Below are 12,584 nucleotides of genomic sequence, written 5' to 3'. Positions count from 1 at the left end.
GTCACGACAGGCGCTGTCCAGCCGCATCGAAATAGAGCGGATCGCGCAGCGTCAGGCTGATCCGGTCGCCCGGCGCGATCGCCAGATATGGATCCGCGAGTGTGACGAGTTTGTGATCGCCCGCCCTGATGTGCAGATGGTTCTGGTCGCCGAGATGCTCGATCCAGTCGATCTCGGCATTGGCTTCCTTGCCGACCGTGATGTCGAGATGTTCGGTGCGGGCGCCGACCGTCTTCGTGCCGGCCGGCGGCTGGCCGCCGGGCAGCAGGTCGGCCGGCAGAAGGTTGATATGCGGTTGGCCGAGGCGGGCGGCGACATGCAGGTTGGCAGGATTGCCGTAGATTTCACGCGGCGTTCCCACTTGCATCAGCCGGCCCTCGGCGACGATGCCGATGCGGTCGGCCATGGTCATGGCTTCCACCTGGTCGTGGGTGACATAGAGCAGCGTGGAGCCCAGCTCCTTCTGGATGCGTTTCAGCTCCAGGCGCAGTTCGGCGCGCAGTTTGGCGTCGAGCGAGGAGAGCGGCTCGTCCATCAGGTAAATCGCCGGCCGGCGCACCAGCGCCCGGCCGATGGCGACACGCTGCATCTCGCCGCCGGAAAGCCTGGTCGAGCGGTTCTCCAGCTTGTGGTCGATCCGGACCATGCGCGCGACTTCGCGCACGCGCCGGTCGATCTCCTCCGCGCCCAGCTTGCGGACCGGCGCCTTCAGCGGGAAGGCGAGGTTCTCGTAAACCGTCATGTGCGGATAGAGCGAATATTGCTGGAAGACGAAGGCGACGTCGCGCTCGGCGGGCGCTTCGGCCGCGACATTGTGGCCGCCGATCTCGATGCGGCCGCCATCCGGCTTTTCGAGGCCGGCGATCAGCCGCAGCGTCGTGGTCTTGCCCGCGCCTGTGGGACCGAGCAGCACGACGAATTCGCCGTCGCGGATCGACAGATCGAGATCGGAGAGAGCCTGGGTATCGCCGAAGCGCTTGTTGAGGTTTCTGAGGACGACATCAGCCATGCCGGGTCTCCTGATAAAGCTGGGATGGGACCGCGCGGCCCGACGTACAGTCGAAGAGCGCGAGTTTTTCCGGATTGAATTCGAGGCCGACGGTCTCGCCGATCCGGAAGCTGCGATTGGCGGGAACGCGGGCCTTGATCAGGCCGCCCCGGGTTTCCACGGCCACGACCTGGTTGGTGCCGAGATATTCGCTGCCATAGATGGCGCCGCGCAGCCGCGAGACGTTGCTGAAGCGGATATGCTCCGGCCGCACGCCGAGCGCCAGCGCGCTTTCGGCCATGTCCTGATGGATCTCGGGAACGGCGACATCGACGCCGTCGAGCAGGATGGAGCGGTCACCGCTTTTCAGGCCCGAGGTGAAGCGCATGAAGTTCATCGGCGGCGAACCGATGAAATCGGCGACATACATGGTCGCCGGCTTGGCGTAGATTTCCTGCGGCGTGCCGAACTGCTCGATGATGCCATGGTTCATGACGGCGATCTTGTCGGCCATCGCCATCGCCTCGTGCTGGTCGTGGGTGACGTAGACGGTCGTGGCATGGATGCGGTTGTGCAATTCGCGCAGCTCATGGACCATGATCTCGCGGAACTCGGCGTCCAGCGTGCCGAGCGGCTCGTCCATCAGGAAACATTTCGGGCGCCGGACGATGGCGCGGCCGAGCGCCACGCGCTGGCGGTCGCCGCCGGCAAGGCCGGAGACCGAGCGGTCGAGAATATGGTCGATCTGCAAGAGCCTGGCCGTCTCCTCGACACAAGCGCGGATTTCGGCTTTGGGCATGCCCTGCGACAGCAGCGGGAAGCCGATATTCCGGCGCACATTCATATGCGGATAGAGCGCGAAGAGCTGGAAGACGAAGGCGATGTCGCGGGCGCTGGCGCGGTTGAAGGTGACATCCTCGCCGTCGAGATAGATCTTGCCGCTGCTGGGCAGCTCCAGGCCGGCGATCATGCGAAGCGTGGTGGTCTTGCCGCAGCCCGAAGGCCCGAGCAGCGCCAGGAACTCGCCGTCATGAACAGTGAAGTTTGAATCCTGGACGGCGACGAAGCTGCCGAACTCCTTGCGGAGATTTTCGATCCGGATGTCCGCCATGGTTCACTCCGGGAATTTCGAGACGATGATGAACATGACGGTGCCTGCAAGCAGGGTGGCCAGCGAATAGGTGTAGAGCACCAGCAGGAAGGGCTGGAACAGCATCAGGAAGCCGAGCCCGATCAGCGCGGTGGCGATGGCCTCCATCGGGCCGCGGCGTAGGAAGAACGGCCGTTTCGGGCGGGCAGGGGTGCGTGTTTCGATCAAGTGGGTCATTTGCGGACGGCTCCGAAGGTGATGCCGCGCAGCAGCTGCTTGCGCAATAGGATGGTGAAGACGAGGATCGGGATCAGGAAGATCGTCGTGCCGGCGGCAACAGCCGGCCAGTCCTGCCCGCCTTCGCCAATGATCGTCGGGATGAATGGCGGTGCGGTCTGGGCCTCGCCCGAGGTCAGCAGGGCGGCGAAGGCATATTCGTTCCAGGCAAAGATCAGGCAGAAGATCGCCGTTGCGGCGATGCCGGTGGTTGCCTGCGGCAGCACGACCTTGCGGAAGGCCTGCAGCCTCGTATAGCCGTCGATCATCGCCGCTTCCTCGTATTCGCGCGGGATCTCGTCGATGAAGCCTTTGAGCAGCCAGACGGCGAGCGAGACGTTGACGGCAGTGTAGAGCAGGATCATGCCGAGCGCCGTGTCCGACAGGCCGAGTTCGCGATACATCAGGTAGATCGGGATGGCGACGGCGATCGGCGGCATCATGCGCGTCGACAGGATGAAGAACAGCAGGTCGTCGGCAAGCGGCACCTTGAAGCGCGAGAAGCCATAGGCGGCCAGCGTGCCGAGGAAGACTGCGAGGAAGGTGGAGCCGAAGGCGATCACCAGCGAATTGACGAAGCGGGGCACGAAATTCGACGGACCGGCGATCACCATGTTGCGCTTGCGCGTCACCTCATCGCAGGCGCCGACCGGCGCCGGCAGCGAAGCGATATAGTCAGGGGTCTGCCGGGTGCGGGTCGTGAACAGGTTGCAATAGCCTTCGAGAGACGGCGTGAAGACGATCTTCGGGGGATAGCTGATCGAATCCGGCGGCGACTTGATACTGGTCAGGAAGATCCAGACGAGCGGGATGAGGGTGATCAGCGCGTAGAGCACGACGATCGTCCCGGCGATGCGCTTGCTGGACGGGCTCGGTACGACGACCGAATGGGCTGAATTGGCGGCGCTCATCGTTGCTTCACCTTGTTCAGAGCCTTGACATAGATGTTGGCGAGGCCGAACACCGCGACGAAGAGGACGATGGCGAAGGCCGAGGCCCGGCCGGTCGCCCAGCTTTCGAAGGCGGCGCGCTTCAGCGTGATCGAGGCGACTTCGGTGACCGAACCCGGCCCGCCGCCGGTGAGCAGCGTCACCATGTCGAACATCTTGAAATTTTCGATGCCGCGGAAGAGCACGGCGAGCATGATGAAGGGCAGGGCCATCGGCACGGTGATCGACCAGAATTGGCGCCATGGCGAGGCACGGTCGACCTCTGCCGCCTCGTAGATATAGTCGGGGATCGAGCGCAGGCCGGCGAGGCAGATCAGCATCACATAGGGCGTCCACATCCAGGTATCGACGATGATGATCGCCCAGGGCGCCAATGTGACGTTGCCGAGCATCTGGATATCCGAGGTCGGAATGCCTGATACCAGCGAGACGGCGTAGGCGAAGAGGCCGATCTGCGGCTCGTAGAGAAAGCGCCAGAAATTGCCGACCACGGCGGGCGACAGCATCATCGGGATCAGAATGATCGTCGTCCAGAAGGCATGGCCGCGGAACTTGCGGTCGATGAGATATGCGAGAGTGAAGCCGATCACCGTCTGCAGCACGATCGTCCAGAAGACGAAATGCGCGGTGGTCTGCATCGCCTGCCAGATATCGGGATCATTGAGGACGCGTTCGTAGTTTCCAAGGCCGACGCCCTGGACCGGCGCATTCGGCCGGTTGGCGCGGTAATTGGTAAAGGAGAGATAGACCGCCCAAAGCAGCGGGAAGATGTTGATCGCCAGCAGCAAGGTGATGGCCGGCGCAATGAACAGCCAGGCGATCGCCCTGTCGGAGAGGCCGCGGACGCGCCGGGCGACCGAGACCGGCGTTGCCCTTGCTGTCGCGTTGGCCGCCTTCTCGACAATGGAGGAATGGGAAATGGTCAATTTTTCATCCAGTCTATTGCGATATGGAAGATCTGGCGGCCCGGCTCGTCTGCCGATCCGGGCCGCCATCCTGGTGAGGATGGCGCGCAGAGGGATGCCGCCTGTCCCGTCGTCCGGCACTAGATCTTGCCGTCGTCCTTGAAGACGTCGCTCCAGTCCTTCACCAGGCCGTCGAGCGCTTCCTTGGCGGTGCCGTTGCCGGCGACCACGTAATTATGGACCCGCTTCTGCATGGCCTGCAGCAGCGAGGCGTAGCTCGGCTCTGCCCAGAAGTCCTTGACGATCGCCATCGAGTCCAGGAAGGCCTGGGCATAGGGCTGGCTCTTGGCAAAATCCGGCGCGTTGACGACGGAGTTCAGGCAGGAGAACCCGCCGAGCTCCCACCATTTGGCCTGCACATCGGGCTGTGCGAACCACTTGATGTATTGCAGGGCGGCGTCGCGCTTGTCGGAGTAGGAAACCACTGAGATGCCCTGGCCGCCGAGTTGGGCGAAATGCGCCTTTTCAGCAGGATTGGGGAAGAAGCCGATCTTGTCGCCGCCGACCTTCTCGTCCTTGTAGAGGCCGGGCCAGGTGAAGGCGAAGTTCATCTGCATGGCGACCTGGCCGGATTTGAAGGCATCGGCGGATTCGACCATGTAGACGTTCGAGCTGCCGGGCGGTGTGCAGCAGTCATAAAGGGACTTGTAGAATTCCAGCCCCTTGACCGCGTCGGCCGAGTTGACGAAGCCTTCCATGTCGTAGGGCTTCTTCGGGTTCTCGTACTGGAAGCCCCAGTCGTAGAGGACGTTGGTCACGCCCATGGTAATGCCTTCGGAACCGCGCTCTGTATAGATCGAGGCGCCGTAGACGGTCTTGCCGTCAATCTCTCGCTTCTGGAAGAATTCTGCGATCTGCTTCAGTTCGTCGTAGGTCTTCGGGGCTGCGAGATCGTGGCCGTATTTCGCTTTGAATTCCTTCTGCAGTTCCGGCTTCTCGAACCAGTCCTTGCGGTAGGTCCAGCCGACGACATCGCCCATGGCAGGCAGCGCCCAATAGTTCGGCGTGTTCTTCGGCCATTCCGAGTAGCCGACGACCGTCGCCGGCACGAAGTCATCCATCTTGATGCCTTCTTTGTCGAAGAAGTCATTGAGCTTGACATAGTGGCCGTTCTCGGCCGAGCCGCCGATCCACTGGCTGTCGCCGATGATGAGATCGCAGAGCTTGCCGTGGGAATTCAGCTCGTTGAGGAAGCGGTCGGCATAACTCGTCCAGGGAACGAATTCGAACTTCATCTGAGTGCCAGTCTTGGCGGTGAAGTCCTTCGACAACTCGACCAGCGCATTGGCGGGGTCCCAGGCGGCCCAGCACAGCGTCAGTTCATCGGCTTTGGCGAGATTGGGCAATGCCGACGACATGACGAATGCCGCGGCCAGCCCCAAAAGGGCTTTCGATGTTTTCTGCATAAGTTCCTCCCAGAACCAATGCCGGCTCCCTGCCGGCGTCGCATGTTCACCCATTTTAGAGAATGCTCACATGAACTCCTCAATCATCATGTTTAGCAATATGTTTAGTGATAGACCTTTTTATAAACATTACAAGCGGCAATCGTTGCTGCAGCGCACGCGCCGCGTCGATCGGTGGCAGCGGGTCCGGCCCAATCTTTTTCGGAAAATCCGGGAAATATCTGCCGCAGGCGTACCAATCGGACGAAATCTGGCCTCGCTGCGATCTGGGCCGCAGGATATGGACCTCGACGCCGCTCCTGTTTTCCCGGGAGGGTTCAAACTTGGCCTCGCTTCGGCGGGGCTTTTTCTTGTGCGCCGACAGCCGGTCGTATCGGGAATATTCCGTCCGACCGCAAGATTTGGCCTTTCCGGCCTGATGCAACGGGCGTATTCAGCCAATGCGCGGCGTCGTTCGCGCGCTTCCCGCGGCAGGCCCTCCGATCGGCTTCTTCCCGTTTCCCTGCCGCGCCGACCATTCGCATTGTGAGATCGATGACCGCGGCAGAGACGAGCGAGCAAGGGCAGGAGGCGGCAGGCGGCCGCCAGGCGAAGATCGTGGCGCTGGTCGTCGCCGTTTCCTTCTTCATGCAGATCCTCGACGGCACGATCGTCACCACCTCGCTGCCGCAGATGGCGGCGAGCTTCGGTGTGCAGCCGGTATCGATGAGCATCGGCATAACGGTCTATATGCTGACGATGGCGGCCTTCATTCCGCTGTCTGGCTGGCTCGGCGACCGCTTCGGCGCACGCCGCGTTTTCCTCATGTCGATCGGTGTCTTCACGGGCGCATCGCTCTTCTGCGGGCTCTCCGGCGGCCTGGCGGAATTCGTGCTGTGGCGCGCCGTCCAAGGGGCGGGCAGCGCGCTGATGACGCCGGTCGGGCGCATCATCGTGCTGAAGAACGCTCGGAAGTCCGAATTGGTCCAGGCGATCGCGCTAATCACCTGGCCGGCGCTGACCGCGCCGGTGATCGGCCCGGTTCTCGGCGGTTTCATCACCACCTATGCCAGCTGGCACTGGAACTTCCTGATCAACATCCCGATCGGCGTTCTCGGCATGGCGCTGGTGCTGCGCTTCGTACCGGAGCAGCGCGATGCCGATCCCAGCCCGCTCGATCTCATGGGTTTCATCCTTAGTGCGGCAGGGCTTACCTTCCTGCTTGCGGCCCTGGAGCTCTCGGTCAAAGGGGACGGCGGGCTCTTGCCTGTTTTGGCAATGCTCGCAGCCGGTCTCGTCCTCTCCGTCATGGCGACGCGGCATTTCCTCGCCGTCGACAATCCGTTGCTCGATCTTTCGGCCTTCCGTGTCCAGACCTTCTCGATGTCGACGCTGTCGGCGGGCACGGCCTGCCGGATGGCGATCAATGCGACGCCGTTCCTGCTGCCGCTCTTGTTCCAGCTCGGCTTCGGGCTGAGTTCGATTGCGGCCGGCACCTATCTGCTCGTCTATTTCCTTGGCAATTTCAGCATGAAGGCGGTGACGACGCCGCTTCTGCGCTTTTTCGGCTTTCGCACCGTGCTTGGTCTCAACGGATTGATCGCGGCCCTTTCGATCGTCGCTTGCGGGTTCCTCTCGCCCGAGACGCCGCCGTTCCTCATCCACGCGCTGCTCTTTCTCGCGGGCCTGTCGCGGTCGATGGAATTTACCGCACTGAATACGCTGGCTTTCGCCGATATCAACCCGTCGCAACGAAGCTCAGCCTCGACGTTGTCGAGCATGCTGCAGCAGGTGTCGATGCTGCTCGGCGTCGCCGTGGCGGCGGCCGTGCTCAACATTGCCTCGGCGCTCAGAGGGGCCGAGACCCCCATTCTGGCTGATTTTCGCTGGGCGTTCGTCTTGGTCGGGGCGATCGGGGTGATCTCGTCGCTGCGCTTCCTGCAATTGCCGGCGGAGGCCGGAGCGGAAGTTTCGGGTCATCGGAGATTTCAGAAAAGTTAGCCGGCCGACGAAGCCAACCAAGCCGCTCTGCGATGCCGGTTTTTCCGATATCGTCCTTGCGCGCCGCCTGCGACAAGAGCGGGGGACAACGGCTGTTTACCTCGGGCGGTCAATGCAATACGACATTGCCATGCGGACGACTCGGACGCTTGCTGTCGGTCGTCGCTGTGGGAGAACGCCGGGAGACGGAATGAGCAATTCTAGCGGCGATGCGGATGTCCTAATTCACATCCTCTATATCGACGATGATGAAGGGCTGGCATCGCTGATGCAGGAGAATCTGCTTCGGCGCGGCTTTTCGGTCGAGTGGGCGAAGAATGGTGCTGCCGGACTTGCAAGGCTTAAGGAAGGTGGAATCGATGCCGTCGTGCTCGATCACGTTCTGGGTAACGAGACCGGCTTCGACATTCTGCCCTGCATCACGGCGATGCCGGATCATCCGCCGGTCGTCTATGCGACAGGTTCGGACGACACCAGCATCGCAGTCGCGGCGCTGAAGGCGGGCGCCGACGACTACATGCTAAAAGGGATTTCGGCCGATTATTTCGATCTGCTCGCCGCTGCTCTGGAACAGGCGCTGGAACGGGCGCGTTTTCGCCGCGAGACGGCGCAAGCGCAGGAGGTGATCCGCCAGCAGCGCGATCTTGCCGAGATGCTGCTTTCCGAGGTCAATCACCGCATTGCCAACAGCCTTGGGCTGGTCGGCGCGCTGATCCGCATGCAATCCGCGATGACAAAGGACCAGGTGGCGATCGACGCGCTGCACGAAACGCAGATGCGCATCAATGCCATCGCCAGCGTGCACCGACGGCTCTACACAAACCGGCAGGTCGGATCGGTGCAACTCGATGAATATCTGAACAGCCTGCTGACCGAACTCGAAGCGTCGATGCGCGACGACAAGCGGCCGCACCGTATCATGTTGACTGCCGCACCGGTCAATCTGGCAACCGACAAGGTAATCACGCTCGGGCTGATCGTTAGCGAGCTCGTCACCAATGCATTCAAATATGCTTATCCGGACAGCGTGACGGGCGAGATCCGCGTCAGCGTCGACCAGACCGAAGAGATGCTGAAGGTCATCGTCGAGGATGACGGCGCGGGGTTTGATCCTGAAGGCCCGGCAAGGGGAACGGGGCTCGGTACGCGTATTTTGACGGGGATGGCCGCGAGCCTGAAGTCGGATTTCGCCTATGATCCCGATCATAATGGGACGAGGGCGACGCTGGTGTTTTCGCTGGGCGAAGGGAAGTAGGACGTGTGGTACACGGCACATCATTACCTTTTCCGCAATAGCTTACTGACACCGCATCATCGAACATAACGCAAGGGGAGGGCAGACATGACGACGATCCGCACGCCGCGTGAAGTCTATGATTTCTGGTTCGTACGATGCGGCCGGGAGCTGTGGTTCCAGCCGCCGCCGGAACTCGACGTGGAGATCCGCGAGGCCTTCCGCGACACCCATCTTGCGCTCGCCGCAGGCGTCGGTGACGAATGGCACGCCAATGCGCTATGCCGGCTCGCTGCCGTCATCGTGCTCGATCAGTTCCCCCGCAACATCTATCGCGGCACGCCGCTTGCCTTCGCCACCGACGGGCTCGCGCTTCGGGAAGCGAAACTCGCTCTTGCAGCCGGCGCCGATCAGGCGGTGGAGCCTGCGTGCCGGACCTTCTTCTACCTGACGTTCGAACATGCCGAAAGCCTCGAAGAACAGGAACGTTCGGTGGCCTTGTTCACGGCCCTCGGCGACGAGGAATATCTCGATTATGCGATTCGACACCGCGACGTGATCGCCGCCTATGGCCGCTTTCCCCATCGCAATGCCATAGTTGGCCGCGAATCGACGGCGGTGGAGCTTGGCTATCTCTCCCGGCCCGACGCCGGTTTTTGAGTGTTCGACGTCTTGGTTGGATTTCGCAGCCAAGCGCTTTAGGCGTCCTCCGCCTTTCTGTCGCCTTTGTTTGCAATGAAAAGCTGACATTCTATCCTGACGACAACCTTCCCGGAGGCGCTTTTGCGGCTGAGAACGATCCTGCTTCGCACAATTCTTCTGATGACGCTGGTGTCTGCCGGGGTGCATTTCGAGAGTGCTGCAGCCTTGGCGCAGGAACAGCAGACGCAGGCGACAGCCGAGACGCCGCTTGTCGATACGCCATCCGCTCAGGCGGCGAAGGAACTCGAAAAGGCGAAGGTCCAGCTGGGTTCGCTCCAGGACAGCGTCAAGCAAAACGCTGATAATGACGATGCGCTGGTCGGGATTGCGACCAAGGCCGACGAACTCAGCCGCGCCGTCATCACTATCTCGGTCAATCTCAGGCCGCGTTTCGATCAGATCAAAAACCGCCTTGGCGAGATCGGCGATCCGCCGAAGGATGGGCAGCCGCCCGAGGCTGAGATCGTCACTCAGGAACGTAATGCACTTGCCGCCGAGCGTGCGCAGATCAATGCGGTGACAGGCGACGCCGAAAACCTTTCGATCGCGGTGACGAAGCTTGTCAACGAGATTATCGAGATGCGGCGGCGGCTTTTCGCCGACACACTCTTCAGACGCACCGAAATCTCCGTCTCGGTTCTCGACGATGCCGCCGGCGCTTTCGTGCACGAGGTTAGCGAATTCTCGCAGGCCCTGTCCAGCTGGGCTGCCTTCGTCTGGAAGTTCAAGCGCTTCCCGTTGTTTGCAGCGATCTTCCTGTCGCTCGCCTCGGCGCTCATCCTGCTCTCCGGCAGCTATCGGCTGTTCGGCGCCTATCTGCTCCGTGATGAGGCGGTCGAGAACCCATCCTATATCGGCCGGTTGTCGATCGCCTTCTGGTCGACATTGATCCGCACGCTGGCGCTGGCGGTGCTGCTCGTCACATCGTTCTTCTTCCTCAACAGTTTCAACGTGCTCAGGCCCGATATCGCGCCCGTCATCGGCGCGCTGTTCGGCACGATCGGGCTCGTCTATTTTGTCGGCCGGTTCGTCAACGCCATCTTTGCGCCGCGTGAACCGCATTGGCGGCTGGTGAAGCTTTCCAATCTCGGCGCCCGCTCGATCGGCTACTGCCTGCTGGCGATGGCTGTTGTCAACGGGCTCGACTATCTGTTCGGTACGGTCAGCGAGGCGATGGGTTCGCCGCTGGTGCTGACGGTGGTCCGCAGCCTGATCGCCGCGCTGATTATCGGTATCATCCTGATCGCTGCCTCCTTCGGCAAGCCGATGCTGGCAAGAAGCGGCGATCCGGATGCGCCGGGCCGGCATTGGCCCCGCGGCATGGCGATCATCCTGCGCGTCGTCGGCGCCGGCCTCATCGTCACGGCCCTCTCAGGCTATGTCGGGCTGGCGCGCTTCGTCGCGACGCAGCTCATCATCACCGGCGCAGTGGTCGCCACCATGTATGTCGGCCTACTCTCCGGCAAGGCGATCTCGCGGCAGGAGAGCTTCGGCGATACCTTCTTCGCACGCTTCCTGACGCGCCGCTTCAATCTCGGGCCGGTGGCGATCGACCAGGTCGGCCTGCTCGTCGGCCTTGCCATCTATGCGGTGGCGCTCGTCGTCGGCGTGCCGCTGATCCTGCTGCTCTGGGGCTTCCATGTGCAGGACCTGCAGCTGCTCGCCTACCGGCTGTTTACCGAGGTCAAGCTCGGCGGCATCAGCATCTCGCTGCTCGGCATCTGCACCGGCATCCTGCTGTTTGCCGGCGTCTATCTTCTGTCGCGCTGGCTGCAGCGCTGGCTCGACAGCAACGTGATGGCACGCAGCCATGTCGATCTCGGCGTGCGCAATTCGGTCAAGACGGGCATCGGCTATCTCGGCGTCGGCCTGGCGGCAATCATCGGCGTTTCGTCGGCCGGCATCGATCTGTCGAGCCTGGCACTCGTCGCTTCTGCGCTTTCGGTCGGTATTGGTTTCGGCCTGCAGAACATCGTCTCCAACTTCGTCTCCGGCCTGATCCTGCTGGTGGAGCGGCCGTTCAAGGTCGGCGACCATGTCGTGTCGGGCACGGCCGAAGGCATCGTCAAGCGCATCTCGGTGCGCGCCACCGAGATTGAGACCTTCCGCAAACAGTCGATCATCGTGCCGAATTCGGAGCTGATCAACGGCCTCGTCGGCAACTGGACGCATCGCAACAAGATCGGCCGCTCCGAAATTCCCGTTTCGGTCAGCTACGACGCCGATCCGCAGCAGGTCATGGATATCCTGCTCGAACTGACAGCCAAGATCCCGCTCGTCATGCGCAATCCCGAGCCGCATGTCGAGTTCCTGCGTTTCGGCCCGTATTCGCTGGATTTCGAGTTGCGCTTCTTTCTCGCCGACATGGGCGACGGCATGACGGTGCGCAACAATCTCAGGATCGAGATCCTCCGGCGGTTCAAGGCCGAAGGCATCGAGATTCCGCTGCCGCAGAGCGATCTTACCATCCACCGCGAAGCGCCCGCCGCCATTGCGAACGAAACTCGGGACGTCAGGCCCAGTTCCGCGGACGCGGCTGCCGGCGAGGAGGAGCATCGGGTGAGACAGCTGCGCGGCCGCACCGCCGAGGCCAGTCTGAAGAGCTGAACGGCTCATTCAGCCATCATTCACAGGTCTATGTGCATGATCCCTTGCATCGGGATCGCTGCCGAGGGCAGCACCGATCGTTCGAGGGGAGGGCGCACCCGCGCCGCCGCACATGATGGCAAGATTTGCCGCTGTTCTGCTTGTCCCGCTGCTTGCCGCGCCGGCGGTCCATGCGGCATCCGTCACCAACACCGATCCTGCCGCCGTGGTGCTCGTCATCACCGAGGGCGGCCAGCGCGTCGAGGTCGTGGTCGATGCCGGGGCTTCGGAAAATCTCTGCCCCTCCGGCTGCTTCATGACGACGCCCGACGGCGACCGCATCGGTCTCGATGGCGGCGAGACGATCGACATCATCAAGGGCTCGGCCGTCGTCAAATAGATGGGGA

Annotated in this window: 12 protein-coding genes; 6 read left to right on the top strand and 6 right to left on the bottom strand. The window is 62.2% G+C overall.

All coding sequences use genetic code 11. From position 1 onward, the window contains the following. Position 1: 1 nt before the first annotated feature. The 6 genes from EFD56_RS11675 to EFD56_RS11650 all read right to left on the bottom strand — a co-directional run bounded on the left by EFD56_RS11675 (position 2) and on the right by EFD56_RS11650 (position 5,675). Complete coding sequence (locus tag EFD56_RS11675; RefSeq protein WP_126905306.1) at positions 2-1,009, bottom strand: ABC transporter ATP-binding protein; 1,008 nt, start codon at positions 1,007-1,009, stop codon at positions 2-4. Continuing rightward, positions 1,002-2,099, bottom strand: a complete 1,098-nt coding sequence (locus EFD56_RS11670; RefSeq protein WP_126905305.1) for an ABC transporter ATP-binding protein — start codon at positions 2,097-2,099, stop codon at positions 1,002-1,004. The genes EFD56_RS11675 and EFD56_RS11670 overlap by 8 nt, the downstream gene beginning before the upstream one ends. A gap of 3 nt (positions 2,100-2,102) precedes the next feature. Further along, positions 2,103-2,315, bottom strand: coding sequence for a hypothetical protein (locus EFD56_RS11665; protein ID WP_064827793.1), 213 nt, complete (start codon positions 2,313-2,315; stop codon positions 2,103-2,105). After that, complete coding sequence (locus tag EFD56_RS11660; protein WP_085742708.1) at positions 2,312-3,265, bottom strand: carbohydrate ABC transporter permease; 954 nt, start codon at positions 3,263-3,265, stop codon at positions 2,312-2,314. Before EFD56_RS11660 ends, EFD56_RS11665 begins: the two co-directional genes overlap by 4 nt. After that, positions 3,262-4,230, bottom strand: a complete 969-nt coding sequence (locus tag EFD56_RS11655) for a carbohydrate ABC transporter permease (protein ID WP_126905304.1) — start codon at positions 4,228-4,230, stop codon at positions 3,262-3,264. Before EFD56_RS11655 ends, EFD56_RS11660 begins: the two co-directional genes overlap by 4 nt. Before the next feature lie 119 nt (positions 4,231-4,349). After that, positions 4,350-5,675 carry an ABC transporter substrate-binding protein gene (locus EFD56_RS11650; RefSeq protein WP_012484181.1) on the bottom strand — a complete coding sequence of 442 codons (1,326 nt, stop codon included), beginning with the start codon at positions 5,673-5,675 and terminating at the stop codon, positions 4,350-4,352. 70 nt (positions 5,676-5,745) lie between these two features. On the opposite strand from EFD56_RS11650, the gene EFD56_RS11645 reads away from it, so the two are divergent. The 6 genes from EFD56_RS11645 to EFD56_RS11620 all read left to right on the top strand — a co-directional run bounded on the left by EFD56_RS11645 (position 5,746) and on the right by EFD56_RS11620 (position 12,577). Further along, positions 5,746-6,204, top strand: coding sequence for a hypothetical protein (locus EFD56_RS11645; RefSeq protein ID WP_126905303.1), 459 nt, complete (start codon positions 5,746-5,748; stop codon positions 6,202-6,204). A gap of 5 nt (positions 6,205-6,209) precedes the next feature. Then, positions 6,210-7,655 (top strand): MFS transporter, encoded by a 1,446-nt coding sequence (locus EFD56_RS11640; RefSeq protein WP_126905302.1) that lies wholly within the window; start codon positions 6,210-6,212, stop codon positions 7,653-7,655. Between the two features lie 190 nt (positions 7,656-7,845). Then, positions 7,846-8,910, top strand: coding sequence for a sensor histidine kinase (locus tag EFD56_RS11635; RefSeq protein ID WP_126905301.1), 1,065 nt, complete (start codon positions 7,846-7,848; stop codon positions 8,908-8,910). Between the two features lie 87 nt (positions 8,911-8,997). After that, complete coding sequence (locus EFD56_RS11630) at positions 8,998-9,549, top strand: DUF924 family protein (protein ID WP_126905300.1); 552 nt, start codon at positions 8,998-9,000, stop codon at positions 9,547-9,549. A 123-nt stretch (positions 9,550-9,672) separates the two neighbouring features. After that, a complete protein-coding gene (locus EFD56_RS11625) occupies positions 9,673-12,198 on the top strand; it encodes a mechanosensitive ion channel family protein (protein WP_126905299.1) in 2,526 nt (841 codons plus the stop codon). Between the two features lie 112 nt (positions 12,199-12,310). After that, positions 12,311-12,577 (top strand): hypothetical protein, encoded by a 267-nt coding sequence (locus EFD56_RS11620; protein WP_085742704.1) that lies wholly within the window; start codon positions 12,311-12,313, stop codon positions 12,575-12,577. Positions 12,578-12,584 lie beyond the last annotated feature (7 nt).

Origin of the sequence: Rhizobium phaseoli (assembly GCF_003985125.1) — a bacterium.
In the GTDB taxonomy this organism is placed as follows: Bacteria; Pseudomonadota; Alphaproteobacteria; order Rhizobiales; family Rhizobiaceae; genus Rhizobium; species Rhizobium phaseoli.
This window is presented reverse-complemented; position numbering and strand designations above follow the sequence as displayed.

What these genes read in the sequence shown, in the direction of transcription:
- EFD56_RS11670 (WP_126905305.1), bottom strand. Translation starts at nt 2,099, where the DNA reads ATGGCGGACATCCGGATCGAAAATCTCCGCAAGGAGTTCGGCAGCTTC.
- EFD56_RS11650 (WP_012484181.1), bottom strand. Translation starts at nt 5,675, where the DNA reads ATGCAGAAAACATCGAAAGCCCTTTTGGGGCTGGCCGCGGCATTCGTC.
- EFD56_RS11660 (WP_085742708.1), bottom strand. Translation starts at nt 3,265, where the DNA reads ATGAGCGCCGCCAATTCAGCCCATTCGGTCGTCGTACCGAGCCCGTCC.
- EFD56_RS11640 (WP_126905302.1), top strand. Translation starts at nt 6,210, where the DNA reads ATGACCGCGGCAGAGACGAGCGAGCAAGGGCAGGAGGCGGCAGGCGGC.
- EFD56_RS11630 (WP_126905300.1), top strand. Translation starts at nt 8,998, where the DNA reads ATGACGACGATCCGCACGCCGCGTGAAGTCTATGATTTCTGGTTCGTA.
- EFD56_RS11645 (WP_126905303.1), top strand. Translation starts at nt 5,746, where the DNA reads ATGAACTCCTCAATCATCATGTTTAGCAATATGTTTAGTGATAGACCT.
- EFD56_RS11665 (WP_064827793.1), bottom strand. Translation starts at nt 2,315, where the DNA reads ATGACCCACTTGATCGAAACACGCACCCCTGCCCGCCCGAAACGGCCG.
- EFD56_RS11620 (WP_085742704.1), top strand. Translation starts at nt 12,311, where the DNA reads ATGATGGCAAGATTTGCCGCTGTTCTGCTTGTCCCGCTGCTTGCCGCG.
- EFD56_RS11635 (WP_126905301.1), top strand. Translation starts at nt 7,846, where the DNA reads ATGAGCAATTCTAGCGGCGATGCGGATGTCCTAATTCACATCCTCTAT.
- EFD56_RS11675 (WP_126905306.1), bottom strand. Translation starts at nt 1,009, where the DNA reads ATGGCTGATGTCGTCCTCAGAAACCTCAACAAGCGCTTCGGCGATACC.